The sequence below is a fragment of the Devosia sp. MC521 genome, from assembly GCF_014127105.1.
Classification (GTDB): domain Bacteria; phylum Pseudomonadota; class Alphaproteobacteria; order Rhizobiales; family Devosiaceae; genus Devosia.
In genome coordinates, this window is record NZ_CP059902.1 from 3,422,596 (window position 1) to 3,447,889 (window position 25,294).

Annotated in this window: 25 protein-coding genes; 16 read left to right on the top strand and 9 right to left on the bottom strand. The window is 58.5% G+C overall.

The window, feature by feature from the left end:
• Position 1: 1 nt before the first annotated feature.
• The 12 genes from H4N61_RS16475 (at position 2) to H4N61_RS16530 (ending at position 11,271) form a co-directional block, all read left to right on the top strand.
• Positions 2-529 (top strand): GNAT family N-acetyltransferase, encoded by a 528-nt coding sequence (locus tag H4N61_RS16475; protein ID WP_169196511.1) that lies wholly within the window; start codon positions 2-4, stop codon positions 527-529.
• Complete coding sequence (gene obgE, locus H4N61_RS16480) at positions 526-1,563, top strand: GTPase ObgE (RefSeq protein ID WP_169196512.1); 1,038 nt, start codon at positions 526-528, stop codon at positions 1,561-1,563. The genes H4N61_RS16475 and obgE overlap by 4 nt, the downstream gene beginning before the upstream one ends.
• Positions 1,564-1,678: 115 nt before the next feature.
• A complete protein-coding gene (gene proB, locus H4N61_RS16485) occupies positions 1,679-2,812 on the top strand; it encodes a glutamate 5-kinase (RefSeq protein ID WP_169196513.1) in 1,134 nt (377 codons plus the stop codon).
• Complete coding sequence (locus tag H4N61_RS16490; protein ID WP_182394510.1) at positions 2,809-4,095, top strand: glutamate-5-semialdehyde dehydrogenase; 1,287 nt, start codon at positions 2,809-2,811, stop codon at positions 4,093-4,095. The genes proB and H4N61_RS16490 overlap by 4 nt, the downstream gene beginning before the upstream one ends.
• A 62-nt stretch (positions 4,096-4,157) precedes the next feature.
• The gene (locus H4N61_RS16495; RefSeq protein ID WP_282567603.1) at positions 4,158-4,793 is read left to right on the top strand and encodes a nicotinate-nucleotide adenylyltransferase; all 636 of its coding nucleotides are present in this window, start codon (positions 4,158-4,160) and stop codon (positions 4,791-4,793) included.
• Positions 4,794-4,974: 181 nt separating this feature from the next.
• Positions 4,975-5,364, top strand: a complete 390-nt coding sequence (rsfS, locus tag H4N61_RS16500; protein ID WP_248306085.1) for a ribosome silencing factor — start codon at positions 4,975-4,977, stop codon at positions 5,362-5,364.
• A gap of 6 nt (positions 5,365-5,370) precedes the next feature.
• Entirely contained in the window at positions 5,371-5,856 is a 486-nt protein-coding gene (gene rlmH, locus H4N61_RS16505) for a 23S rRNA (pseudouridine(1915)-N(3))-methyltransferase RlmH (protein ID WP_169196516.1), read from the top strand.
• Positions 5,857-5,973: 117 nt separating this feature from the next.
• Positions 5,974-7,383 (top strand): peptidoglycan DD-metalloendopeptidase family protein, encoded by a 1,410-nt coding sequence (locus tag H4N61_RS16510; RefSeq protein ID WP_182394511.1) that lies wholly within the window; start codon positions 5,974-5,976, stop codon positions 7,381-7,383.
• An 8-nt stretch (positions 7,384-7,391) separates the two neighbouring features.
• Entirely contained in the window at positions 7,392-8,804 is a 1,413-nt protein-coding gene (locus H4N61_RS16515) for a S41 family peptidase (RefSeq protein WP_169196518.1), read from the top strand.
• An 86-nt stretch (positions 8,805-8,890) separates the two neighbouring features.
• Positions 8,891-10,045, top strand: a complete 1,155-nt coding sequence (locus tag H4N61_RS16520) for a divergent polysaccharide deacetylase family protein (RefSeq protein ID WP_182394512.1) — start codon at positions 8,891-8,893, stop codon at positions 10,043-10,045.
• Between the two features lie 9 nt (positions 10,046-10,054).
• Entirely contained in the window at positions 10,055-10,588 is a 534-nt protein-coding gene (locus H4N61_RS16525; RefSeq protein ID WP_182394513.1) for an RNA pyrophosphohydrolase, read from the top strand.
• The gene (locus H4N61_RS16530) at positions 10,585-11,271 is read left to right on the top strand and encodes an aspartate/glutamate racemase family protein (protein ID WP_182394514.1); all 687 of its coding nucleotides are present in this window, start codon (positions 10,585-10,587) and stop codon (positions 11,269-11,271) included. The genes H4N61_RS16525 and H4N61_RS16530 overlap by 4 nt, the downstream gene beginning before the upstream one ends.
• Before the next feature lie 80 nt (positions 11,272-11,351).
• Here H4N61_RS16530 and H4N61_RS16535 read toward each other — a convergent pair whose 3' ends face one another.
• From H4N61_RS16535 to H4N61_RS16560, 6 genes are all read right to left on the bottom strand, one after another.
• Positions 11,352-11,774 (bottom strand): F0F1 ATP synthase subunit epsilon, encoded by a 423-nt coding sequence (locus H4N61_RS16535; RefSeq protein ID WP_169196522.1) that lies wholly within the window; start codon positions 11,772-11,774, stop codon positions 11,352-11,354.
• A 92-nt stretch (positions 11,775-11,866) separates the two neighbouring features.
• Positions 11,867-13,306 carry a F0F1 ATP synthase subunit beta gene (gene atpD / locus H4N61_RS16540; RefSeq protein ID WP_169196523.1) on the bottom strand — a complete coding sequence of 480 codons (1,440 nt, stop codon included), beginning with the start codon at positions 13,304-13,306 and terminating at the stop codon, positions 11,867-11,869.
• A 21-nt stretch (positions 13,307-13,327) separates the two neighbouring features.
• Entirely contained in the window at positions 13,328-14,215 is an 888-nt protein-coding gene (locus tag H4N61_RS16545; protein ID WP_169196524.1) for a F0F1 ATP synthase subunit gamma, read from the bottom strand.
• Between the two features lie 21 nt (positions 14,216-14,236).
• Positions 14,237-15,772 carry a F0F1 ATP synthase subunit alpha gene (gene atpA / locus H4N61_RS16550; RefSeq protein WP_169196525.1) on the bottom strand — a complete coding sequence of 512 codons (1,536 nt, stop codon included), beginning with the start codon at positions 15,770-15,772 and terminating at the stop codon, positions 14,237-14,239.
• Positions 15,773-16,333 carry a F0F1 ATP synthase subunit delta gene (locus H4N61_RS16555; RefSeq protein ID WP_169196526.1) on the bottom strand — a complete coding sequence of 187 codons (561 nt, stop codon included), beginning with the start codon at positions 16,331-16,333 and terminating at the stop codon, positions 15,773-15,775.
• Positions 16,334-16,615: 282 nt separating this feature from the next.
• Entirely contained in the window at positions 16,616-18,784 is a 2,169-nt protein-coding gene (locus H4N61_RS16560; protein WP_169196527.1) for a primosomal protein N', read from the bottom strand.
• Between the two features lie 247 nt (positions 18,785-19,031).
• Between H4N61_RS16560 and H4N61_RS16565 the strand changes: the two genes are divergently transcribed.
• From H4N61_RS16565 to H4N61_RS16580, 4 genes are all read left to right on the top strand, one after another.
• Positions 19,032-20,147 (top strand): FUSC family protein, encoded by a 1,116-nt coding sequence (locus H4N61_RS16565; protein WP_169196528.1) that lies wholly within the window; start codon positions 19,032-19,034, stop codon positions 20,145-20,147.
• A 41-nt stretch (positions 20,148-20,188) separates the two neighbouring features.
• The gene (locus tag H4N61_RS16570; protein WP_182394515.1) at positions 20,189-21,118 is read left to right on the top strand and encodes a tyrosine recombinase XerC; all 930 of its coding nucleotides are present in this window, start codon (positions 20,189-20,191) and stop codon (positions 21,116-21,118) included.
• A 61-nt stretch (positions 21,119-21,179) separates the two neighbouring features.
• Positions 21,180-22,121 carry a DMT family transporter gene (locus H4N61_RS16575; RefSeq protein WP_169196530.1) on the top strand — a complete coding sequence of 314 codons (942 nt, stop codon included), beginning with the start codon at positions 21,180-21,182 and terminating at the stop codon, positions 22,119-22,121.
• 68 nt (positions 22,122-22,189) lie between these two features.
• Positions 22,190-23,530, top strand: a complete 1,341-nt coding sequence (locus H4N61_RS16580; RefSeq protein ID WP_182394516.1) for a hypothetical protein — start codon at positions 22,190-22,192, stop codon at positions 23,528-23,530.
• A gap of 73 nt (positions 23,531-23,603) precedes the next feature.
• On the opposite strand, the gene H4N61_RS16585 is transcribed toward H4N61_RS16580, so the two are convergent.
• From H4N61_RS16585 to H4N61_RS16595, 3 genes are read right to left on the bottom strand one after another with little or no spacing between them, the layout of a single operon-like run.
• Complete coding sequence (locus H4N61_RS16585) at positions 23,604-24,386, bottom strand: succinate dehydrogenase iron-sulfur subunit (RefSeq protein ID WP_169196532.1); 783 nt, start codon at positions 24,384-24,386, stop codon at positions 23,604-23,606.
• Positions 24,387-24,443: 57 nt separating this feature from the next.
• Complete coding sequence (locus H4N61_RS16590) at positions 24,444-24,740, bottom strand: hypothetical protein (protein ID WP_169196533.1); 297 nt, start codon at positions 24,738-24,740, stop codon at positions 24,444-24,446.
• A gap of 4 nt (positions 24,741-24,744) precedes the next feature.
• A complete protein-coding gene (locus H4N61_RS16595) occupies positions 24,745-25,293 on the bottom strand; it encodes a hypothetical protein (RefSeq protein WP_182394517.1) in 549 nt (182 codons plus the stop codon).
• Position 25,294 lies beyond the last annotated feature (1 nt).

Genomic DNA, 25,294 nt, shown 5'->3' on the forward strand with positions numbered 1-25,294 from the left:
GATGATCAAAACCGCGCGCCTGACGCTGCGTCAGCCAATATTGGCCGACGCCGAGCTGATTACCCGCTATCTCAATAATTTTGAGGTATCGGGCAATCTGGCGCGCGTTCCCTACCCTTATGAGCGCAGCTATGCCGAAACTTGGCTGCGGTCTTTGCGCCCACCCAGTGTTGCAGACGAGGTCAATTTCTCAATTGATCTCGACGGACGGGGATATGTGGGCCATATCGGCTATCAATCTGGTCCATCCGGTCCCGTTTTGGGATATTGGTTGGGTCAACCCTTTTGGAACCAAGGGATCATGAGTGAGGCCGCGACGGCAGCTGTCGCGTGGTTTTTTGCTCAAACCCAGGCTCCAGCCCTTTACTCGGGCGTCTACCATTTCAACCATGCCTCGCTGGCCGTGCAAAAACGGCTCGGGTTTACCGAGATGGAACGTTCCACTTTGCACTGCCTTGCACGAGACGCTGAGGTAGAGCATATCGATACCATATTGACGCACAGCGTCTGGAAGGCACGACAGGCATGAAATTTCTCGACCAGGCCAAGGTCTACATCAAATCAGGTGCTGGTGGCGCTGGCGCTGTCAGCTTCCTGCGCGAAAAATTCGTTGAGTTCGGCGGCCCCGATGGCGGCAATGGCGGACGCGGCGGCAATATTATCGCTGAATGCTGCGAAGGGCTGAACACGCTCATCGACTTCCGCTATCAGCAGCACTTCCGCGCTGACACCGGCGTCCACGGCATGGGCAAGAACCGCACCGGCGCCGACGGCGAAGACATTGTTCTGCGCGTGCCCAAGGGCACCCAGATCTTTGAAGAAGATCAGGAAACGCTGATCGCCGACTTCACAGAAATCGGCCAGCGCGTCGTGCTGCTGCAGGGCGGCAATGGCGGCTTCGGCAATGCCTATTTCAAGACCTCGTCCAACCAGGCACCGCGCCGCGCGAACCCTGGCCAGGAAGGCATTGAAAAGGGCATTTGGTTGCGCCTGAAACTGATCGCGGACGCGGGTCTCGTCGGCCAGCCAAACGCAGGCAAGTCAACCTTCCTCGCGGCCGTTTCGGCGGCAAAGCCAAAGATCGCCGACTATCCCTTCACCACGCTGCACCCCAACCTTGGTGTTGTGCGCATTGGCGAGCGTGAATTCGTTCTGGCCGATATTCCGGGCCTGATCGAAGGCGCGAGCGAAGGCATTGGTATCGGTGACCGTTTCCTCGGCCACATTGAACGCTGTAAGGTTCTGATCCACCTCATCGATGGCACCAATGAAGACGTGGCACACGTCTATGAAGCGGTGCGCTATGAGCTTGGCGCTTATGCGGACGTTTTGGCTGAGAAGGAAGAGATTGTTGTTCTCAACAAGATCGACGCTTTGACCGAAGAAGAGATCGCCGAAAAGGTCGCCGCCATTCAGGAAGTGACCGACGCTGAAATCCGCCTCGTTTCCGGCGCGACCGGTAAGGGTGTTGATCAGGTTCTTTACGACGTGCTGAACCTGCTCGACGCAGAAAAGGCCGCTGAGGACGCTGGCAAGACTGCCCACGTTCCGTGGACACCATAATCTGACCCAATCTGGGGGTTCTCGCTGCGTTGAGAACCCCTTTTTTCCGACGACCCACGCGCCTCTTGAGAACCAGGCTCTGGCGCACCAAAGACCCACAATCGGATCTAAACAGATGACCGCCCTCGCCTCCTACCGCCGCATCACCATCAAGATCGGCTCGGCCCTTTTGGTGGACAAAGCTGGCAAATTGCGCGCCGAATGGCTGGCGCAGCTGGCCCAAGACGTGGCGAGCTTGAAAGGCGAAGGCAAGGAGATCGTCATCGTCTCCTCAGGCGCGATTGCGCTCGGTCGTGGGCTACTGGGACTATCGGCGCTGTCGCTGACGCTCGAACAATCGCAAGCGGCCGCCAGTGCCGGGCAAATTGCGCTGTCCCAGGCTTGGGCAGAGGCATTGGGCAAGCATGGTATTGTGACCGGGCAAATCCTGATCACGCCCAATATCACCGAAGAGCGCCGCTACTTCCTCAATGCGCGCACCACCATCCGCACCCTGCTCGGCTTAGGCGCAATTCCGATCATCAACGAGAATGACTCGGTGGCGACGGCTGAAATTCGCTATGGCGACAACGATCGCCTGTCGGCGCGCGTCGCCACGATGATCGAAGCAGATTTGCTTGTGCTGCTTTCCGATATTGATGGGCTCTATACCGCGCCTCCCGCCAAAGACCCCAACGCGACCCATATTCCGGTCGTGGAGCGCATAACGGCTGAAATCGAATCCATGGCCGGGGGCGCTGCAAGCCACCTCTCGCGGGGCGGCATGACCACTAAGGTCGAGGCAGGCAAAATCGCAACGCTTGCGGGGACCGCGATGATCATCGCCAAGGGCACCGAAGCGCACCCGCTGGCCCGCCTCAACACGGGCGGCTTACACACCCTATTCAAAGCGGCCACCAGCCGCGCCCAATCGCGCAAACGCTGGATTATGGGCACGCTTTCAGTAGCAGGCACGCTGCAGCTCGACGCTGGTGCCGTACGTGCGCTGCGTCAGGGCAAATCGCTGCTGCCCGTTGGCGTGACCAAGATCACCGGTGATTTTGAGCGCAGCGACACTATTGCTATTCTCGATGACGCCGGGCGCGAAATTGCGCGTGGTCTGTCGAGCTTTGACAGTGCAGACGCCCGTCTGGTGATGGGCAAGAATTCTGATCGCATGGGCGAACTTCTGGGCGTGGGCAACCGCTCGGAAATGGTGCATCGCGACAATCTGGTTATGATCGGTATCGACGAGGAGGCTTTGGTATGAGCGCAGCAGAAATGACCGCGGACGCCTCCCTGCCTCAGATCATGGCCGATCTGGGCCGCAACGCGCGCAAGGGCGCGAGTGCCCTCAAGATCGCGACCGCCGAACAAAAGCGCACGGCCCTGCTCACTGCCGCTGGCGCGATCAACGCGCATCGCAAAGCCATTTTGAAGGCCAATGCGCTCGACATGGCAGCCGCAACCGAAAAGGGCATATCCGGGGCTTTCCTCGATCGGCTTTTGCTCAATGATGCGCGGATCGACGGCATTATTGCAGCGGTCAAAACCATTGCTGAACTGCCTGACCCCGTTGGCACCGTCATTTCCGAATGGGATCGTCCCAACGGGCTTCATATCGAGCGCGTGCGCACCCCGCTCGGCGTGATCGGCGTGATTTTTGAATCGCGTCCGAATGTGACTGCTGACGCGGGCGCGCTCTGCATCAAGGCCGGCAACGCCGTTATTTTGCGCGGCGGCTCGGACAGTTTCCACTCGTCGCGCGCCCTAGTTGATTGCCTGCTCGATGGGCTGCATCTGGCCGGCCTGCCGGTTGAATGCGTGCAGCTGGTGCCGACAACGGATCGTGCAGCCGTGGGCGAAATGCTCAAGGGTCTCGACGGCAATATTGATGTGATCGTGCCACGAGGCGGCAAATCGCTGGTGGCGCGCGTACAGGCAGAAGCGCGGGTGCCAGTGTTTTCCCATCTTGAGGGACTGGTGCACGTCTACGTCGATAAAAGCGCTGACCTCGAAAAGGCCGTGGCGATTACCGCCAACGCCAAAATGCGCCGCACGGGCATTTGCGGCGCGGCTGAAACCCTGCTGGTTCACAAGGACGTAGTGGACACCCATCTCAAGCCGATCATCGCAGCGTTGATCGAAAAAGGCTGCGAAATCCGTGGCGATGCGCAGGTTATGAGCTTGATCCCCGACGCCATCGCGGCGACGGAGCAGGACTGGAAGACCGAATATGAAGACGCCATCATCTCGGTGAAAATCGTCGATAGTGTTGAGGCCGCCATCGCCCATATCGAGCATTATTCGAGCCATCACAGCGAGGCGATTATCGCTGAGGATGCTGAGGCGGTTGAAAAATTCTTCAACGAGATCGACAGCGCCGTGATCATGCACAATGCCTCGACCCAATTCTCCGACGGTGGTGAATTTGGGTTCGGCGGCGAGATCGGTATTGCGACGGGCAAGATGCATGCACGCGGGCCGGTTGGCGTCGAGCAGCTGACGAGCTTTAAATATCGTGTGCGCGGCAACGGGCAATTGCGGCCTTGATGCTGAAGCCCCCCTCACCCGCCGCTTCGCGTCGACCTCTCCCCCTAGGGGCGAGGTAAAGAGTGCTCCGGCCAAAACTCAAGATTGCGGGTATCACCGAAATCCCACCTTCGGGATCGGGGATGCGCATTGGGCTTTTTGGCGGGAGTTTTAATCCCCTGCATGACGGGCACCTCCTCGTGATGCAGGAAAGCCTACGGCGTTTGCAGCTTGATGCGCTCTGGGTTTTGGTGACACCGGGCAATCCGCTCAAGAACAACGCGGGCCTACCGAGCTTAAAAGAGCGGGTGTTGGCCGCGCGAGCACGCATCCGCGATCCGCGCATAAAAGTCACCGGGTTCGAGGCAGCCCTCGGGATAAAATACACTTGGCAGACGCTGAACCATCTTGTCACAGCCCTGCCCGACCGACGCTTTGTTTGGATCATGGGGGCCGACAGCCTCGCTGACATGCACAAGTGGGAGCGCTGGCGGCAAATTTTTGCAACCACGCCGATTGCCGTCTATGCGCGTCCCGGTGCTGCGCGCAAAGCCTTGGCCAGCCGAGCCTCTGCCACATTTGACTACGCAAAACGTGATGAAGACGCCCCGGCCCTGATTGTCGGGGCGCAAACGCCAGCCTGGGTTTATCTCCAAGGCAGGCAATCAAATCTGTCGTCTAGCGCCATTCGAGCGGCTCAAAATCCCGCTGTTTCTTGATTTTCAGCCTGACCTTGCGAAATCCTCGGTAAACGCGTATTTTTAGGGCCAATGGTGAATTCACCGGAACAGGAAATGACGGCTTGCCGTATTCACGTCGCCGCGACATTCCGAGCAACAATTTTAGGATCGATATCCCTCGCATGACCCATGCACGCGCATGGGCGGAAGGCCTTTGCTAATGGCCACGCCCGAAAACACCGCCCCTGCTTCCCGAGACGACGTAGTGGCACAGAAGAAAACTCTCATTGAGGTTATCCTCAACACGATCGATGACGCCAAGGCCGAAGACACTGTTTCTGTCGACCTCGAAGGCAAGTCCTCGATTGCTGATTACATGGTGGTGACCTCTGGTCGCTCGAACCGTCACGTCGCCGCTGTTGCTGACCAGCTGGTCATCGCCCTGCGCGACGCCGGTTTCGGTAAGCCACGCGTTGAAGGCCTGCAGCAGGCCGACTGGGTACTGATCGATGCGGACGACGTTATCGTTCACATCTTCCGCCCAGAAGTGCGCGAGTTCTACAGCATCGAAAAGATGTGGCAGGCCGATTTCTCGGCGGATCAGCACTAAGATCTCATGCGCATCGCAATCGCGGCCGTTGGCCGGATGAAGAACGGGCCAGAGCGCGAGCTTGTGGCCCGTTATCTTGAGCGCGCTCAGGGCAGCGGCAAACCATTGGCTCTGACCGGCTTTGACGTATCAGAACTCAATGAAAGCCGGGCCGGGTCGGCGCCTGCGCGCAAGAGCGAGGAAGCCAAAGGCCTCCGCGCCGCTCTGCCCGAGGGCGGGGTTTTGGTGGCGCTCGATGAGCGCGGCAAAGCCATCACCTCGGAAAGCTTTGCCAAGCAAATCGGTCGTTGGCGAGACGATGGCCGCTCGTCAGTGAGCTTTATGATCGGCGGCGCTGACGGACTTGATCCAGAACTGGTGAAACAATGCGATTTAGTGGTGAGCTTTTCACCCATGGTCTGGCCACATCAGCTGGTTAGGATCATGCTGGCTGAACAACTTTATCGCACAACCACAATCCTTTCGGGCCATCCCTATCATCGCGGCGACTAGGCTTTCGCCATAGTCTCGCCGCTGTGATGGTTAAGCAGAGTTAACGGGCGATTGTCCGAAGGCTTGCTAAATTGCCGCTGAATTGATTCGGGATCGTTTATCCCTCGAGGAGACGCCATGCCTCTGCGGCCGGCCCGCACCGTTAAGACCCTGCTTGCCGGCGCCGTTCTGGCAGGCCTTGGCGTATTCCCTATTCTCTCGCAAGACGCGGAACCTATTCCCAATCCAGCGGCGGAACTGCGCCCGGCGCTCGACGTCGCTCAACCTGCTGGTGAGACCGGTCTCGACCTAACAACTGAACAGCCTGTGGCCCCCCCGGTCGAAGTCCTGCCGCCCGAAGAGCCGCAGCTCGATGTCGGCAATCTGGAAGAGGTTGAAGCCTCGCTGACCATCTCGCGGGAGCGCATCGATGCGCTTAAAGCCGAGATTGAAGCGATGGAAGGGGATCGCACCCAGCAAAACGCGGCGCTCATTGGCGCGGCGCAGCGGGTCAAATTGGCGGAAATCGAAATCGCCGATGTGGAAGAGCGCCTCTCCGAGCTGATCGTCAAAGAGATGGACGTCCGCGGGCGTCTTGATGGCGCCGACGCTGAGGTCGCCAACGTGCTGGCAGCGCTTCAACGCATATCGCTCCATCCGCCTCCGGCACTCATCGTCGATCCGAGCGATGCTTTGGGTTCGGCGCGTGGGGCTATGCTGATCTCAGCGATCGTGCCGCAGTTGCGCGCCAAGGCGGATTCTGTGTCGGCAGACCTAAAAGAGCTGACCGATATTAAGATCGCGGCCATGGCCGAAGAGGAAACTCTACGCGCCAATCAGGACGTTCTCGAAGAAGAACAATTGCGCATTGCGACCCTGATTACGGCACGCAAGACCGGTATCAACCAACGCACCACGCAATTGCAGGCGGAAGAGGAAGCGGCTGTCGCCCTGGCTGAAAAGGCCGCGACGCTGCGTGAACTTATTAGCGCCCTCTCCGACCGCGCCAATGCCTCAACGCGTCCCGCTTCGCCTGACGAGGACCTGCCGCGCCTCTCGCCAGAGGCCGTACAATTGGCCTTTGCCAACACCAGCCGCACGCAACCTGCAGTGCCCTTCCCACTGGCACGCGGGTATTTGACCCAACCAGCCAATGGAACACTGGCGCTCGATTGGGGGGCCAATGACGGCAAAGGTGGGGTCTCTCAAGGCCAGTATCTGATCACCCGTCCGACGGCGCAGGTTCTCGCTCCATCAGATGGTTGGGTGCTTTATAAGGGCCCTTACCTCAATTACGGCGAAATCATCATTCTCAATACCGGGGATGGCTACACCACGCTCCTCGCCGGTTTGGAATCCATTACGACTGAGATTGGCCAGTTTGTCCAAATGGGCGAACCCCTCGGGACGATGGGATCGCGCACCATTGGACGAACAGTCACCACAGGTGCTGGTAACAACGAACCAACGCTTTATATTGAGCTGAGAAGAGACAACGAGCCTTTCGACCCGAACGGTTGGTGGGCCACTATCGAACAGACTGGATAAACACATTTATGCATCCTCCTAAGCACCGTGTCGCCGCAGTCTGTGCGGCCCTGCTCCTGTCCTCCACCAGCCTGGTTCTGGCGCAAGACGCAGCTCCAACCGATCCTGCACCCACTGAGCAACCCGCTGAGGAGGCGCCAAACCCGAGCGGGGAAGAGCCAGAGCCCAGCAAGCAGGAGAAGGCCGAGCCGCGGAGCGATGATGAGATCTATAGCGATCTCAATCTGTTCGGCGAAATCTTCGACCGCATTCGCGCTGAATATGTTGATCCGCCGGATGAGCAGGAGCTGATCCGCGCCGCCATTCAGGGCATGCTGACCTCGCTTGATCCGCATTCGGGCTATCTGCCGCCTGCCGATTACGACGATGTGCGTGAAGACACCTCGGGCCAGTTCGGTGGTCTGGGCGTCGAGATCCAGATGGAAGACGGCTATATTAAAGTGGTCTCGCCCATCGACGACACCCCGGCTGCCAAGGCTGGCATTCTCTCCAATGACCTTATCATCGAGATCGACGGCGACGACGTTCAGGGCATGACCCAGGACGAAGCCGTTGGCAAAATGCGCGGCCCCGTCGGCACCAAGGTAAAAATCACCATTGCCCGCGAAGGCGTGAACGAGCCTCTCGAGTTCGAACTGACCCGCGGCACCATTTCGATGCGCGCTGTGCGCTGGAGCATGGAAGGGGATGACGAAGTCGCGGTTCTGCGCCTGTCGCGCTTCTCCGAACAGGCTTTCGTCGGCATCGAAAAGGCCGTGGACGATATCTGGAAAGAACGTGAAGGCAAGGCGCCCAAGGGCATCATCCTTGACCTGCGCAACAATCCAGGCGGACTGGTCGATCAGTCGGTCTATGTTGCCGACGCCTTCCTTGAACGCGGCGCTGTTGTGCTGACCCGTGGCCGCACCGAACGCGAAAGCGCTCGCTATGACGCAGCGCCCGATCCACTCGATCGTCGCCTCAAAGACATTCCGATGATTGTTCTGGTCAACGGTGGCTCGGCTTCTGCTTCGGAAATCGTCGCCGGTGCTCTGCAAGACCACAAGCGCGCAACCGTTGTTGGCACGCGCTCATTCGGCAAGGGTTCGGTGCAGTCGATCATCGGGCTTGGTCCTGATGGCGCAATGCGGATCACAACCGCGCGCTATTACACGCCATCAAACCGGTCCATTCAGGCGCTCGGCATCACGCCCGACATTGAAGTGCTGCAGAAGGTTCCTGACGAGATCAAGGGTCGTGACGAGATCATCGGCGAAGCTGCACTCGAAGGCCATATCGAGATCGAAGGCCAGGAAGAAGCGACAGTCGGCTCGTCGGTTTACGTGCCGCAAGATGCAGCCGAGGACGTACAGCTCCAGTATGCGGTGAAGCTGATTACCGGTGAAGAAACCCACGAAGCCTTCCCGCCAAAAGCGGAATAAAGGTTTTCGCACTAAACTTGTGATGCGGCGTGATTCGCGCCGCATCCTGACAACTGAACTACCCCAGTGGGCACGAGCGCAACGATATGGCCAATGACCTTTCGACGCCTTTGAGAGGGCGCAAACATCGGGTCGATGGCGGCCGGCATCATTTCCCGCTGGCCCGCACATTGTTCGGGGTCAGTATCGTTATCTTGCTTGGCGCCCTTGGGCGGATCGTCTTGGTAGACGACCCGCTCGGCGGCCGCCCAATGGCTGAAGTGGCTATCACCTCGACGCGTGACGCCAATGCGGTCGCAAATGCTGTCGCCGTGCCGAACGCCTCGGCTGGCGCGACCTCACCCGTCACAATCACCGCAGACGATCAGCAATTTCCTGCAGGGCAAGTCCCCCTCGTTCCTTATGAGCCTGCCGAAACCACACCACGACCATCGCTGGAAGTGAGTTTGATCGGCACAGGCGTTCTGCCTGAATTGGCGGAAGAAACCGTCAATGGCATCATCCCGCGCATGTCGCCCACGGGCCTTGGCCCCTTCGACGCCTACCGGCGTCCGGTCGATGAAATTGCGCCAAATCTGGCCAAAATCGCCATTGTCGTGACCGGTCTCGGCATTAACGAGCAGGGCTCGATGAACGCCATTGATCAGCTCCCGGCTGACATCACTCTCGCTTTTGCGCCCTATGGCCGCTCGCTGGTGGGCACCGTCAATACCGCAAGGGCATCCGGCCATGAGGTGATGCTGGAAATCCCGCTTGAGCCCTTTGATTATCCGCAAAATGATCCCGGCCCGCACACGATGCTGACCGGCGAAACACCACGCGCAAATCTCGACAAGCTGTTTTGGCTGATGTCGCGCTTCGGCGGTTATTTCAGCGTGATGAACAATATGGGCGCGCGGTTTACCGCTTCGGCCGGAGACATGAGCCCAGTCATGGAAGAGCTGGGCCTGCGCGGCTTGGGCTATCTCGATGACGGCTCCTCGAACCGCTCGGTGGCTGGGCAGCTGGCAGAGGCCAATAATGTGCCTTTTACCCGCGCCACGACAATGCTCGACGCCAACCCATCTCGTCCTGCTATTCTCTCAGCGATTGCCAGCCTTGAAGCTCAGGCCATGGAAACTGGCTCGGCGATTGGTATTATTAGTGCGCTGCCCATCTCGGTGCAGACCGTGTCGGAATGGGCACAGGAGCTAGACGCCAAAGGGATCGTCCTGGTCCCCGCCAGCGCACTGATGAAATAGGCCTTATCAATGTCCGATCGTCCAGATCGTGAGAGCCTGCCCTATCGTGACTGCGTTGGGGTGGCTCTGTTTAATGCCCAAGGCAAGGTTTTTCTCGGCCATCGTCTCTCGGAAGGCGACCCAGAAAAGTCCAGTTCTTCGGGCTTTGCCTGGCAGATGCCGCAAGGCGGCATCGACAAGGGCGAAGACAGTCTCAAGGCCGCTCTGCGTGAGCTTTATGAAGAGACAGATGTCACCTCCGTGAGCCTCCTCGCTGAGGCCCCTGAGTGGATCTATTACGATTTTCCGCCCGAGATCATGGGTGTTGGGTTTAAAGGCAAATATCGCGGACAGCGCCAGCGTTGGTACGCCTTCGCCTTCACAGGCGATGAGAGCGAAATCAATGTTCTGGCCCCTGCAAAAGGCAAGCATAAGCCCGAGTTCAACGGGTGGCGTTGGGAGGACCTAACCTTGGCTCCCGAATTGATCATCCCGTTCAAACGCGATGCTTACGACAAAGTCGTCGACGCATTTGCTGACATTCCTCGGCGGTATTTCTCGTGAAAACAATTGGTCTGATTGGCGGCATGAGCTGGGAATCGACCGCTCACTACTACCGCATTCTCAACACCGAAACGGCGCGCCGTCTCGGGGGCCTCCATTCAGCGCCCGTGATCATTCACTCCGTCGATTTCGCGCCAATCGCCGCCATGCAAGCCGAAGGTCGTTGGCATGATGCAGGCGTTGTGCTCAATGGCGCCGCCAAAGCCCTTGAAGCGGCTGGAGCGCAAGTTCTGGGCTTGGCCACCAACACCATGCATCTTGTCGCTGAAGAGGTCACAGAGGGCGTTTCAGCGCGCTTTATCCATATCGCCGACCCAACGGCTGATGCCCTGCTGGCTGATGGCTATGATACGGTTGGGCTTTTGGGCACGCGGTTCACCATGGAGATGGGATTTTATAAGGATCGCCTCTCGGCCCGTGGCTTGACGCCTCTTACTCCAGACGTCGATCACACCAATCTCAACGGCATTATCTACGACGAGCTCTGCAAAGGCATCATCCGCGAAGAGTCGCGAAAAATCTATCTCAATGCGATTGAGCGCTTGGCCCATCGCGGCGCGCAGGCGGTCATTTTGGGCTGTACGGAGATCGGTATGCTGGTGGATGACAGTGTGAGCGCTTTGCCCTGCTATGCCACCACGGAACTGCATGCGCAGGCGCTTGTCGACGCGGCCCTAGCGTAACCCGAAACTATTCCAGCTCAAATGCAAGAAGGCCGCCTCTGGGAGGCGGCCTTCTTTTATATCAGTACTAATCGCAGGGATTAGTGGATGTGCGTGCCGTTCAATTGAGCAGCTTCCGCAGCCAGGTTCACGAGACCTGTGACGATTTCCTGCGCGAAGGTCATTTCTTCGACCTTGGCGTTCTTCAGGGTTTCCTGTGCAGCAGCGATCTGGGTCTTGAGACCTTCATGATCGAATTCGCTGAAAGGAACCGATTCTTCGGCGAGAATGGTCAAACCACTCGGCGAAACGTCAGCAAAGCCGCCGCGCACGAAATAGATCGATGCCTTGCCGTTGACAGGAGTCACGGTGATGAAACCGGAACGGAGGGTGGTCATGAACGGCGCATGGTCGGGCATGACGGTAAAGTAGCCTTCGGTGCCCGGAGCAGTGACAGACACTGCGGTCTCGGACAGCACAAGCCGCTCTGGCGACACGATCTCGATCTTGAGGCCTTCAGCCATTCTCTTGGTCCTTTGGCAATGAAGCCCGAAATGGATCCGGGCCCCTTGACGAAAAGGGTGGGCCGCCGGGGCGGCCCACACCGATTTTTAGCTTAGGCTGCCTGAGCGGCCAGCTTCTGTGCCTTGGCAACAGCGTCTTCGATGGTGCCAACCATGTAGAAGGCTGGTTCTGGAAGGTGATCGTAATCACCGTTCACGAGACCCTTGAAGCCCTTGATGGTGTCTTCGAGCTTTACGAACACGCCTGGCGAACCGGTGAACACTTCTGCCACGTCGAACGGCTGGGACATGAAGCGTTCGATCTTACGAGCGCGCGCCACGGTCAGCTTGTCTTCTTCCGACAATTCGTCCATCCCGAGGATGGCGATGATGTCCTGGAGAGCCTTGTACTTCTGCAGGATCGACTGAACCTGACGAGCGGTATCGTAGTGCTCCTGGCCAACAACGTTCGCGTCAAGGATACGCGAGTTCGAAGCCAGTGGATCCACTGCAGGGTAGATACCCTTTTCGGAGATCGCACGGTTCAGAACGGTCGTCGCGTCCAAGTGAGCGAAGGTGGTTGCTGGTGCCGGATCGGTCAAATCGTCCGCTGGAACGTACACGGCCTGCACCGAGGTAATCGAACCCTTGGTGGTGGTGGTGATGCGTTCCTGCATCGCGCCCATGTCGGTCGACAGGGTTGGCTGATAGCCCACTGCCGATGGAATACGGCCGAGCAGAGCCGACATTTCAGCACCTGCCTGAGTGAAGCGGAAGATGTTGTCGACGAAGAACAGAACGTCCTGGCCCTTGTCACGGAAGTTTTCCGCGATGGTGAGACCCGTCAGAGCAACGCGAGCACGCGCGCCTGGTGGTTCGTTCATCTGGCCGAACACGAGAGCGCACTTGGAACCAGCGGCAGAGCCGTTGTTCTCATGTGGGTCCTTGTTCACGCCCGATTCGATCATTTCGTAGTACAGGTCGTTGCCTTCGCGGGTACGTTCACCCACGCCAGCGAACACCGAGTAACCACCGTGTGCCTTAGCAACGTTGTTGATCAGTTCCTGGATCAGAACGGTCTTGCCCACGCCGGCGCCACCGAACAGACCGATCTTACCACCGCGAGCGTATGGAGCGATCAGGTCAACAACCTTGATCCCGGTGACGAGCACTTCGGAAGCAGGGTTCTGTTCAGCAAATGCTGGAGCGTCCTGGTGAATCTCACGCAGGCCTTCTGATTCGATCGCACCAGCTTCGTCGATCGGCTCGCCGATAACGTTCATGATGCGGCCGAGGGTGCCTTCACCAACTGGAACGCGGATCGCGGTGCCCAGATCGGTTACTTCGGTGCCACGGACGAGACCTTCGGTCGTGTCCATAGCAATGGTGCGTACTGCGTTTTCGCCCAAGTGCTGAGCTACTTCGAGTACCAGGCGCTGACCATTGTTAGTGGTTTCAAGCGCGTTCAGGATTGCGGGCAGGTGATCGTCGAACACCACGTCAACGACGGCGCCAATGACCTGCGATACGCGACCGGCCTTTTTATCTGCCATTTGTTCGTCCTCGCTGAGGGGTTAGAGCGCTTCCGCGCCGGAAATGATTTCGATAAGTTCTTTGGTGATCTGAGCCTGACGCTGGCGGTTATAGCTCAGCTGCAGCTTGCCGATCATGTCGCCCGCATTACGGGTAGCATTGTCCATTGCGGACATCTGCGCACCGTAGAACGAAGCACTGTTTTCGAGGAACGCGCGAAGGATCTGCACGCTGATATTGCGTGGCAGAAGGTCTTCGACGATCGCTTCTTCGCTGGGCTCATATTCGTAAAGTACGGTCGAGTTATCGACCTTACCCGCACCCTCAACAGCTTCGATCTTGGCCGGGATGAGCTGGACTGCCTGTGGCACCTGGCTGATCACGGAGTTGAACTTAGCAAAGAACAGGGTGGCGATATCGAATTCACCAGCTGCGAACATGGTCTGCAGACGCTGAGAAATCTCAGACGCCTGAGCAAAACCAACGGTCTTCACTTCGCGATAGCTGACCGTATCAACGATCAGATCGGCGAACTGACGACGCAGAATATCGTGGCCCTTGCGACCGACGGTAAGAATTTTGACGGTCTTACCTTCAGCCTGAAGCTTCAAGACGTGATCGCGCGCAAGACGTGCGATCGACGAGTTGAAAGCACCAGCCAAGCCGCGCTCACCAGTGGCAACCACCAGCAGATGAACCTGGTCGCGGCCGTTACCAGCGAGCAACACCGGAGCATCTGCCTGGCCGTCATAAACGGCGGCCAGGGAGGAGAGCACCGCGCCCATACGCTCAGCGTATGGACGGGCAGCGACAGCCGCTTCTTGTGCGCGGCGCAATTTTGCGGCCGCGACCATCTGCATGGCTTTGGTGATCTTCTGGGTCGATTTGACCGAGTCGATCCGGTTTTTTAGGTCCTTTAGCGACGGCATAGCCTGTCGTCTCCTTCGGGCTTAGGCCGCGTAGGTCTTCTTGATATCATCAAGAGCCGACTTGAGCTTTGCACGGGTGTCGTCGCTCAGAGCCTTGTCCTTCGCGATGGTGGCGAGAATGTCAGCATACTTGCCGCGCAGAGCGGACAGGGTGTGCTGTTCAAAATCCATCACCTGCGAAACTGGGATCGAGTCGAGGTAGCCGTTCGCACCAGCGAAGATCACCGCAACCTGCTCTTCAGTCTTGAGCGGGCTGAACTGTGGCTGCTTGAGCAGCTCCGTCAGACGCGCACCACGGTTCAGAAGGCGCTGGGTTGCAGCGTCAAGGTCGGAACCGAACTGAGCAAATGCAGCCATTTCGCGGTACTGGGAGAGTTCACCCTTAAGCGAACCAGCAACCTGCTTCATCGCCTTGATCTGAGCCGAACCACCAACGCGGGAAACCGACAGACCGACGTTAACGGCTGGGCGGATACCCTGGAAGAAGAGGTTGGTTTCGAGGAAGATCTGGCCGTCGGTGATCGAGATCACGTTGGTCGGGATGTAAGCCGAAACGTCGTTTGCCTGGGTTTCGATAACTGGCAGAGCAGTCAGCGAGCCAAGACCATTGGCTTCGTTCATCTTCGCAGCGCGTTCGAGAAGACGGCTGTGGAGGTAGAAAACGTCGCCTGGGTAAGCTTCACGGCCTGGTGGACGACGCAGAAGAAGCGACATCTGGCGGTAAGCAACAGCCTGCTTGGTCAAATCGTCATACGCGATAACGGCATGCTTGCCATTGTCACGGAACCATTCGCCAATCGCGCAACCGGTGAACGGTGCGATGTACTGGAGCGGTGCTGGGTCCGAAGCGGTCGCAGCGATAACGATCGAGTACGGCAGGGCGCCGGATTCTTCGAGCTGACGCACGAACTGAGCAACGGTCGAACGCTTCTGGCCGATTGCAACGTAGATGCAATAGAGCTTGTCAGTGTCCGAAGCGCCTGCGTCGTGAGCTGGCTTCTGGTTGAGGAAGGTGTCGAGAATGATCGCGGACTTACCGGTCTGACGGTCGCCAATGATCAATTCACGCTGGCCACGGCCGATTGGGATCAGCGCGTCGATAGCCTTGAGGCCGGTCGACATTGGTTCGTGAACCGACTTACGTGGCAGAATGCCAGGAGCCTTAACGTCAACGCGACGACGTTCGGTGTGGTCGATTGGACCCTTGCCGTCGATCGGGTTACCTAGACCGTCGACAACGCGACCCAAGAGGCCTGGACCAACTGGGGTGTCCACGATGGCGCCGGTACGCTTAACGACGTCGCCTTCCTTGATCTGACGGTCGGAACCGAAGATCACGACACCGACGTTGTCGGTTTCGAGGTTAAGAGCCATGCCCTTAACGCCACCTGGGAATTCAACGAGCTCACCAGCCTGAACGTTGTCGAGGCCGTATACGCGGGCAATACCGTCACCGACGGAGAGCACCTGACCAACTTCGGAAACCTGGGCTTCCTGGCCGAAATTCTTGATCTGGTCCTTGAGGATCGCAGAAATTTCCGCGGCTTTGATGTCCATTTATCCGACCTCTTTCATGGCGACTTTCATCGCGGCGAGTTTTGTCTTGAGCGAAGAGTCGATCATCTGGCTACCGACTTTGACCTGAAGGCCACCGATGAGCGAGGGATCGACGAATTGATTGAGCGTGACTGTCTTGCCAAGCTTGGCCTTGAGCGTTTCCGCCAAAGCTGCTGCTTGTTCCGCGGTCAGCGGAGCGGCAGAGGTCACGTCTGCCGTGGTCTCGCCACGTGCTTCTGCGGCCAGTTCACGGAAAGCCGTGATGATCTGATCGAGAGCAAAGAGGCGACCATTCTGGGCCACCACGCGAAGGAAGTTAGCAACGGTCTGGTTGACCTTCGCGCGCTCAAGAATAGCGTTGAGCGCGGATGCTTTCACATCGCTGGAGAGAACTGGAGAACGGAGATAGCGAGAAAAATCTTCGCTTTCACCGATAAGCCGGGAGACGTCAGACAGGCCAGTTTCAACCTGAGCCATCTGGTTCTCGCTCCGGGCGAGGTCAAAAAGCGCCGACGCATATGGCCGCGCGATCTGGGTAAGCACTGAGTTCTGCGCTGCCAATGCTGCTTCACCCTCTAATTGGCCGTCTCCGGATGGGTACCCGGGGCGGAATATGAACGCTTGGACGTGCTCGGAAACGGGCCACGAGCCGGACCCCTAAATTCGCGCCCGCTCTAACACAGGAAAAGCAGGCACTGCAAGGCTTGCGCATGGGATTCAGTCGTTGCGAAAGTGTCGCAGGCCCGATTGCGCTTTTTATTGGGATAAATTTCCAAGCACGACTTGCTTTTCGCGCCAAGAACGGTCGGGTTTTTCACAGGGAAAATCTGCTCCGACAGAAATTTACATGAAGCTGACGGGGTCTATGTCAATTTGGACGCGCAAATCACCCTTGGCTTTTTCTGCACTCGCCAGCCAAAACCGCACATAACCGGACAAATCGAAGTCTCGGCCAGACTGCGCGAGAAGACGCACGCGGTGACGCCCCCTTATCATAGAGACAGGCGCGTCCGCTGGCCCAAAGAGCCGGACCCCATCGGCCATGGGCGCGGAGGTGAGGAGCATACGGGCATGAGCCATGGCCAGCGCCTGCTCGCCTGAGGAAACGATTAGCGCCGCAAGACGCCCGAAAGGCGGCATGCCACCGGCTTCTCGGGCATGAAGCTCGGAGGCATAGAAGGCCTCTCGATCCCCGCTTACCATGGCTTTCATCACCGGATGATCGGGGTGGTAGGTCTGCAAGAACGCCTTGCCGTGCTGCGAGGCGCGGCCAGCGCGGCCTGCAACCTGCGTGAGAATCTGGAAGGTTTTCTCCGAGGCGCGGGGGTCGCCATGAGCGAGCCCGAGATCGGCATCCAGCACGCCAACAACAGAGAGCTTCTCGAAATGGTGACCTTTGGACACCAGCTGCGTGCCGATGATGAGATCAAATTCGCCACGTGCCACTTCAGAGAATCGGTCGCGCAACTGTGTATGCGAACCCATGTCCGTGGAGAGCAACACCCGACGCGCGTCGGGGAATCGCACCGCAGCCTCCTCAGCCACGCGCTCAATGCCCGGCCCAACGGCTGTTAGGCTTTCTGTATCCCCACATTCGCCGCAGACTTTGGGCGTTTTCATCTCATGGCCGCAGTGGTGGCACATGATGACACCACGGAATCGGTGTTCCACCATCCACGCCGAGCAGTCGGGGCATTTATATTGATGCCCGCAGGAGCGGCAGAGGGTGAGCGGCGCGTAGCCGCGACGATTAAGAAAGAGAAGCGCCTGTTCGCCCCGATCCAAGGCAGCAAAAATCTCGCGGGCCAGCGTGGGCGCGATCCACTCCCCTTTTTCCGGCCCATCGGTGCGCATGTCGAGCGCAGTGATATTGGGCATGGCCGCTTCGGCAAAGCGCGAAGTGAGCCGAACATGGGCATAGCGCCCCTGATTGGCATTGTTGCGCGATTCGACCGAAGGGGTGGCCGAGGAGAGGATGACGCGTGCCTTAGCAAATTGAGCCCGCACGATCGCCATATCGCGGGCGTGGTAGGTAAAGCCTTCTGATTGCTTATATGCGCCGTCGTGCTCTTCATCGAGCACCAGCAGCCCCAGCTCGCGGAAGGGCAAAAACAGGGCCGAACGCGCGCCAACGACAGCCCGGACCGTGCCATCCAAGACGCCACGCCAGATCTTGGCGCGTTGCGCAGGCGTCAAATCCGAGTGCCATTCTGCCGGGCGCGTCCCAAAACGGCGGGTGAAGCGATCGATGAATGTATTGGTGAGGGCGATTTCAGGCAGAAGAATCACCGCCTGACGCCCGGCACGCAGCGTATCGGCCACCGCTTCAAAGAAGACTTCGGTTTTGCCGCCCCCAGTGACGCCATCGAGCAGAGCAACGCCAAAATTGTGGGCGCCCGTCTCTAATATCTGATCGAGCGCACTGTGCTGTTCAGGGCTAAGCGTGGATGGCGCCGCATCAGGATCGGGAATTTGGACGATGGGAGCGGCGGGCAATTCGATTCGCTCAACCACACCCGCCTTTTCCAACCCCTCCACCACAGAGGCTGACACCCCGGCCGCGCCAATGAGCGCAGGCTTGGGCCAAGCCATGTCATCGACCAAAATCTCAAGCACGCGCTCACGCGCGCTGGTCATTTTATCAGGCACAACGCCGGTGCGACGGAACGCAGTTGTCGGCTTGGGCGCATCCAACGCTTCGGGGGAGCGCAGAACGCCGCGCAAAACCTGACCGGGCGGGGTAATCGTATAGCGGGCAACCCAATCGACCAGACGCATCAGCTCGTCAGAGAGCGGGGGAACATCATAGGTCTGGGCGATATCGCGCAGACGATTATGCGCAAAACTGTCTTTGGGCACACCCCAGACAACACCCAAAACCAAACGCGGCCCCAAGGGCACAGACACGATGGAGCCACGCTCAACGCTCATGCCGTGAGGCACGCGATAGCTATAGGGCCCCTCTACGGCGACCCCGACCATGACGGCGACAATGTCTGGGCGATCTAACATGAGCCCTTTTGTGCATGAGAGCGCAGGCGTGACAAGAGCCGAGGGCCAAGCTGTCAGCGCCAAATTTGTTCGCTCAATGTTCTAGAAGGTTAAGGCCTCGTCTACAATCCACAGCCGTTGTCGCAGGGCAGCTAGAACCAAAGTCGGGGCTCCGCCGCCCCTAGTGAATACCTTAAGAACGCGAACTTATCCGGTCCCGTCGGACCGTCTGGCCCAATGGCCCTATCCTCACTCACGTCTGCTGCCTATGGACACCCCGCCAACGAGCGACCGCCCGCGCCGTCGCGACGCCGCTAAACATATTTTGCACCCGCACACCCTTCGCGACGGCATGAGGATAGCCCCTCAGCCGCATGTTCGCGCCTCAGCGATGGCCGGGGTACAAGCGGCGCTGACCGGCGCGATTGCCATGCCGCTGATCTATATCTCGCCCTTCGCCCATCTCCTCAGCTTTGCCGCGCTTGGCTCTATTGTCGCCCTTTACGGGCGCTTTGCGCCCGCGCAACGAAGGAACTGGTTGCTGCTCTATTGCATGCTGTCGCAGACCGCTGTGGTTCTGGTCACATCGACCGCGGCTTGGCTGGGCGCCCCAAACCTTGTCATGCTGATCGTGCTGGCGCTGTGCTGCGGCGGACTGATGTTCGTTCAACAGACGGTCAAGATGGGCGCGCCGGGAGCGCTTTTGATGGTGTTTGCAGCAGGGGCATCCTTCGACACGCCCGTGCGCTTTGTCGAAATCATCGAACGTGGCCTGACGGTGATGCTCGTTGGTTTGCTCGCCTGGGCAATCTGTTTTCTCACGGAGAAATTCCGCAACGACCCATCGGCCTTTGTGCCCGGTGAGCCCGCCCTGCCCCGCAAGCGGCGCATTGAAGTAGCGCTCTCTATTACGCTCGCGACGTTTCTAGCAGCGGCGGCCTCCCAGCTGATCGGCGCTTCTCACCCGTCGTGGGCGGCCATGGGGGCGATGGCAGCAATGACCGGGCCACACCTCTACCATGCGCTCCATCGTGGGGTTCAGCGCCTTTTGGGCGTCGTGATTGGGGCCGCCATTGCTGGCGTGATTCTGATATTCGAACCCAATGTCTGGCAGATGATGGGGCTCATCGTCGGGCTCCAGATCATCACCGAAATCATCATCGGCTCGAACTATGCGCTTGGGCAAATGCTGGTAACGCCCATGGCGCTGCTGATGACAGTGATCGGCATGCCGGGCGTATCGGGCTTTCACATGGCGAGCGAGCGTATCTGGGACACGCTGATCGGAGCGGCGATTGGATTGGTGCTCGCCATATTGCTCTCATCACAACCAGACCGCCTAGAGTTGGCCGCCTATAAAGCTGCCAAGGGCAACAAGAGCTAATCGGCTAGAGTTTATTCATGCAAAGGCGCTAGGGTCTCTCTATGACCGATAGCGCCTTTGCCACCGATCCTTTTGTCCGCGATAGCGTTGAGAACTGGCTCAGAGAGCTGGGCTCGATCAAGCGTCTCGCCCCCAAAACGCTGGAAGCCTATGGGCGCGACATTGGCCAGTTCATGAGCTTTTTGTCTGGCCATATGGGCGGAGCGGTGACGCTCGCCTTTCTAAAAGACCTGCGCGGCGCTGATATTCGCGCCTTTATGGCGGAACGGCGCAATGACAGCTTGGGCTCCCGCTCGCTGGCGCGGGTCCTGTCGTCGCTGCGCAGCTATTTTCAATTCCTAGAGCGCGAGGGGATCCTTACCTCCGAAGCCCTCAATGTCATCCGCAGCCCCAAAATCCCCAGAACACTGCCAAAGGCCCTGACTGTTATTGAGGCCAAGCAAGCGGTGAGCATGGCGGGCGAACTTGAGGACAGGCCGTGGGTCGCGGCAAGAGATATGGCGGTGATTGCCCTCTGCTATGGGGCGGGCTTGCGTATTTCGGAAGCCTTGGCCCTGCGGAAAGCCGATTTGGAAAGCACGACACTGCGCGTCACCGGCAAGGGCGGCAAGGTTCGCATGGTGCCCCTCATCGCCTCCGTGCGCGCTTTTATCGACAGCTATCTTGGCCTTTTGCCTTTTGCAGTGAACACAGACGAACCCATGTTCCGCGCTATTCGCGGCGGTGTTCTGGGCCCCAGACCAATCCAAGCGCGCATGGAATTGTTACGCTCGGCCCTTGGCCTGCCACAAACTGCAACACCGCACGCGCTGCGGCACTCTTTTGCAACCCATTTGCTCGGCAAGGGGGGCGATCTGCGTGCCATCCAAGAGCTATTGGGCCATGCCAGCCTATCGACAACGCAGATCTATACGGCTGTCGACACCGAGCGGCTTTTGGAAAGCTACGCCCTGGCGCACCCGCGCGGCTAATTGGACGAATTTGCAGGCTTTGGGCTTTCGCGCTGTCCAAATCAGCGTCTAAGCTTCTTGCATGACCACACAAATTTCCCCGGCGCCGCGCAGTGACCTTTTGGGCTATGGCCTTGCCTTTGCGGGGGCGGCGCTGTTCTCGACCAAGGGCGTTTTCATCAAGCTCGCCTTTGCTGCTGGGGTAACAACCGAGGGCACGCTGGCGCTGCGCATGCTGGTCGCCCTGCCCGTCTACCTCGTGATTTTGGCGATACTGCTCTCACGCCGACCGGAACTGAAGGCGCTGCTGACGCCCAAAACGCTCGCGGCCTCAATGGCGGTCGGAGCCCTAGGTTATTATCTCTCAAGCTATCTCGATTTCGCAGGGCTGGCTTTTGTTTCAGCCCAATATGAGCGGCTGGTGCTGTTCACCTATCCGTTCTTTGTGCTGCTCTTTGGCGTTTGGTTTTTCGGTGACCGGATGATCTGGCAATTGGTGCCGCCCATGTTGGTGAGCTATGCCGGACTGCTGGTGATCTTTGTCTGGAACCTCACCGTGTCGCCCGATGGGCTTTGGCAGGGTACGCTTTTGGTCTTGGGATCTGCACTGACGTTCGCGCTCTATCAGCACTTGGCCAAGCGCCAAATGCTGATTCTGGGCTCAGGGCTGTTCACCTGCATCGGCATGGCGACAGCGGCTGTGCTGGCCATCGGCCAATCTGCCGTGCTCGACGGGGTCGCTGCCTATGCCCAGTATGACAGCTACATCTGGTCTCTTGCGTTCATGCTCGGGATTTTTGGCACGGTGCTGCCGTCGTTCTTGCTGAACACGGCAATCTCGCGGATTGGCGCCCGCGCCACCTCGTCGACGGCCAGTTTTGGACCCATCGTGACGATTTTGCTCGCCGTTGTCATTTTAGGTGAAGCCTTCACCCCTTATCACGCGTTAGGCACTGCACTGGTTCTTTCAGGTTCATGGCTCTTTGCCAAAAAGGAGCGCCAGTACAAAATCAAAAGCGCATGACGCTTGGTTCCCATACGAAACGGCCTTAGGCTTGGAACCAATTCAAGTGCATCTGGGGTAAGACGACTATGAGAACATCAAGCAAGGGCCTGAGCTCTTCCCTCCTGATCGCAGCACTGATGGCCGGCCTGACATTGCCAGCATCAGCGCAAGACACGTCGGTAAATTTTGGCGACGACACTTCCGAATGGGCCAATGACGGGGAATGCGATGATCCTCGCTTCGCGGGCGAAAACATGGCCGAGGAACTGGAAGCCGCCGACACTCTAAAAGACGCGACCGACTGCCAGACACTGTTCGATGCGGGCAAGATCACCCTCGCGGAAACAGCAGACGAAGCTGATGCTGCTGGGGCCGTGGCACGCGCAGAGGCTATTGCCGATGCTGAAATTGATTTTGGCGATGACAGCTCCGAATGGGCCAATGACGGGGAATGCGATGACCCGCGCTTCACCGGCGCGAAAATGGCGACGGAGCTTCTTCCCGAAGATGCTCTAAAAGACGCGACGGATTGTAAGGCGCTGTTTGACGCCGGAGACATCACCCTCGCAGATGGCGGCGGCGACGCTAGCCTCGAACGCACAAGCATCGACGACATCGACTTTGGCGATGATTCTTCGCAGTGGGCCAATGACCTCGAATGCGATGACCCACGGTTTGCCGGCCCGGGCATGAACAGCGCCCTGCTGCCGGAAGACGAGAAGGCTGACGCCTCTGACTGCCGCGAAGCCTATGAAGACGGGACCATCCACCTTGTCGGCGAAGGCGAGGACGAAGCGGCAACGCCGGTTCGATCCGCTGCGGCGACTGCATCTCTTGAGGCCATCGCGCGACGCATCGATTTTGGGGACGATAGCGGCGAGTGGGCCAACGACGGCGAATGTGATGACCCAGACTTTTTCGGGCCTGGCGCGTCGAATTTGACGGATGGCGGGACACGGTCGGCGGATGCGAGCGACTGCCGCGCAGCGTTTCTGACAGGCGATGTTTCGTTCAAGACAGTCGACCAGCTCAACGTCGCATTTGACTTTGGCGACGATAGCTCGCGTTGGGCCAATGACGGGGAATGCGATGATCCACGTTTTGCCGGGACAGGGCTCAATAAGAAGATGCTGTTCGAGGACATTATGAGCGACGCCAGCGACTGTGAGGCGCAGTTTAACGCAGGCAGTGTCACCATCAAGCCGGTCTACACGCCCGAATATGCCCTCGGCGCGCCCTATGATAGCAGCGAGATCGACTTTGGTGACGACACCTCAAGCTATGCCAATGATGGCCAGTGCGATGATCCGCGCTTTGAAGGGCCAGGGGTCGCAGGCACCGTGTTCGAAAGCGATACACGCGCCGACGCAACTGACTGCAAATCGGCTTATGAGACCGGCAAGGCAATGCTGATCGACGCCGAGTAATCTCTCTGGTGGTCAACAAAAAACGGCGGGGTCAACCCCCGCCGTTTTTCATTTCACTATAGCGATAGCGCTATTAAGCGACCTGACGCTCGACCATCATCTTCTTGATCTGCGCAATGGCCTTGGCGGGGTTGAGACCCTTGGGGCAAACCTTGGTGCAGTTCATAATGGTGTGGCAGCGATACAGCTTGAACGGGTCTTCAAGATTATCGAGACGGTCATTGGTGGTTTCATCGCGGCTGTCGATGAGCCAGCGATAGGCCTGCAGCAGCGCCGCCGGACCAAGATACTTCTCACCGTTCCACCAATAGCTTGGGCAGGAGGTCGAGCAGCAGGCGCACAGAATGCACTCGTAAAGACCATCGAGCTTGGAGCGGTCTTCAACCGACTGCTTCCATTCTTTTTCCGGCGTCGGCGAGGTGGTCTTGAGCCAAGGCTCAATGGCACGGTGCTGCGCATAGAAATTGGTCAGATCGGGAACCAGATCCTTGACCACTGGCATGTGCGGCAGCGGGTAGATTTTCACCGGACCGGTGGAATCGTCCATGCCCTTGGTACAGGCCAGCGTATTGAGCCCGTTGATATTCATCGAGCACGAGCCACAGATGCCTTCACGGCAAGAGCGGCGCAGCGTCAGCGTGGGATCGGTGTTGTTCTTGATATAGAGCAGCGCATCGAGAACCATTGGGCCGCAATTGTCGAGATCGACGAAATAGGTGTCGATCCGCGGGTTCTCGTTTTTGTCCGGGTCATAGCGATAAACATGATATTCGCGCAGACGCGTCGCGCCTTCAGGCTTGGGCCAGGTTTTGCCCTTCTGCGGCTGGTCTGCCTTGCGCAGGGTCAGTTCGGCCATTTCTCAACTTCCTTTCGACACGCCGCTCAACTCGGCGCGAAAACCGTAAAAGCCCGATTAGTAGTTCGGCTTGCACACTTGGTTCGATTTGGCGACGTAGGCATTGTAGGCGACGTAGTCTTCAGACTTGGGCGATCCGCCCTTCATCGAAGAAATCACGACAGCCATAAAGCGCTCATCAATCAACGACATGGCCGCATCGGCCTTGCACGCACACAGCTCTTGGTTCTGCGAGATATTCAAGCACACCTCGAAGAACTCCTGCTTTTGTGCGGCCGTCGGAGTGGCTGCATAAGCGGGAACCGCCAAAGCGAGGCTCATGCACACGGCACCTGCAATAGTGAGCTTATTCATGCGCTTACCTACGTGTAATTTTTACAGGACGGGGACCGAACATGGAGTCGATCGTGCCCGCATAGCTGTCGTTACCATCGCTGGCGAACTGGCCAATAATTCGTCCCGACGCATTGGTCAGCGCAAAGCCCGTCCCTGCACTCATCCAGCCGCGCGCATCGCTAAAGTCGCTCGAACAGAAACCGGTCTGATCGAGCACCTTGGCGCCAGCACTGCCGCTTAAGGAGCCATTGCCGAACGACACCTGGCAGCTGCGGGCAAATTCGTCGCGAATGTACCAAGTGCCCATCGGCGCGAACAAGGACGAGGGCGAGCCATTGCTGGAGACGTGGAACGAGCCGCCCGTGACCACACGCTGTCCGGTCTGCGGATCAATCTGGCTCGTCGTCGTGATAAAATTATTGCCCTCTGACGAGGTCACCGACTGCTGGCCGAAGGTGCCCGACCCAGAGCTATAAGTGCTTGGGCCGGTGTCGGTGGTTTCACAGCCAGCCAAAAGAAGCGCCACGCCGAGGGTGAGGCAGCCTGCGGCTATGCGTTGCGGTTTAGTCATA

Coding starts and splice junctions, on each gene's coding strand:
- H4N61_RS16475 (WP_169196511.1), top strand. CDS start 2: ATGATCAAAACCGCGCGCCTGACGCTGCGTCAGCCAATATTGGCCGAC.
- obgE (WP_169196512.1), top strand. CDS start 526: ATGAAATTTCTCGACCAGGCCAAGGTCTACATCAAATCAGGTGCTGGT.
- proB (WP_169196513.1), top strand. CDS start 1,679: ATGACCGCCCTCGCCTCCTACCGCCGCATCACCATCAAGATCGGCTCG.
- H4N61_RS16490 (WP_182394510.1), top strand. CDS start 2,809: ATGAGCGCAGCAGAAATGACCGCGGACGCCTCCCTGCCTCAGATCATG.
- rsfS (WP_248306085.1), top strand. CDS start 4,975: ATGGCCACGCCCGAAAACACCGCCCCTGCTTCCCGAGACGACGTAGTG.
- rlmH (WP_169196516.1), top strand. CDS start 5,371: ATGCGCATCGCAATCGCGGCCGTTGGCCGGATGAAGAACGGGCCAGAG.
- H4N61_RS16510 (WP_182394511.1), top strand. CDS start 5,974: ATGCCTCTGCGGCCGGCCCGCACCGTTAAGACCCTGCTTGCCGGCGCC.
- H4N61_RS16515 (WP_169196518.1), top strand. CDS start 7,392: ATGCATCCTCCTAAGCACCGTGTCGCCGCAGTCTGTGCGGCCCTGCTC.
- H4N61_RS16520 (WP_182394512.1), top strand. CDS start 8,891: ATGGCCAATGACCTTTCGACGCCTTTGAGAGGGCGCAAACATCGGGTC.
- H4N61_RS16525 (WP_182394513.1), top strand. CDS start 10,055: ATGTCCGATCGTCCAGATCGTGAGAGCCTGCCCTATCGTGACTGCGTT.
- H4N61_RS16535 (WP_169196522.1), bottom strand. CDS start 11,774: ATGGCTGAAGGCCTCAAGATCGAGATCGTGTCGCCAGAGCGGCTTGTG.
- atpD (WP_169196523.1), bottom strand. CDS start 13,306: ATGGCAGATAAAAAGGCCGGTCGCGTATCGCAGGTCATTGGCGCCGTC.
- H4N61_RS16545 (WP_169196524.1), bottom strand. CDS start 14,215: ATGCCGTCGCTAAAGGACCTAAAAAACCGGATCGACTCGGTCAAATCG.
- atpA (WP_169196525.1), bottom strand. CDS start 15,772: ATGGACATCAAAGCCGCGGAAATTTCTGCGATCCTCAAGGACCAGATC.
- H4N61_RS16560 (WP_169196527.1), bottom strand. CDS start 18,784: ATGTTAGATCGCCCAGACATTGTCGCCGTCATGGTCGGGGTCGCCGTA.
- H4N61_RS16565 (WP_169196528.1), top strand. CDS start 19,032: ATGGACACCCCGCCAACGAGCGACCGCCCGCGCCGTCGCGACGCCGCT.
- H4N61_RS16570 (WP_182394515.1), top strand. CDS start 20,189: ATGACCGATAGCGCCTTTGCCACCGATCCTTTTGTCCGCGATAGCGTT.
- H4N61_RS16575 (WP_169196530.1), top strand. CDS start 21,180: ATGACCACACAAATTTCCCCGGCGCCGCGCAGTGACCTTTTGGGCTAT.
- H4N61_RS16580 (WP_182394516.1), top strand. CDS start 22,190: ATGAGAACATCAAGCAAGGGCCTGAGCTCTTCCCTCCTGATCGCAGCA.
- H4N61_RS16585 (WP_169196532.1), bottom strand. CDS start 24,386: ATGGCCGAACTGACCCTGCGCAAGGCAGACCAGCCGCAGAAGGGCAAA.
- H4N61_RS16590 (WP_169196533.1), bottom strand. CDS start 24,740: ATGAATAAGCTCACTATTGCAGGTGCCGTGTGCATGAGCCTCGCTTTG.
- H4N61_RS16595 (WP_182394517.1), bottom strand. CDS start 25,293: ATGACTAAACCGCAACGCATAGCCGCAGGCTGCCTCACCCTCGGCGTG.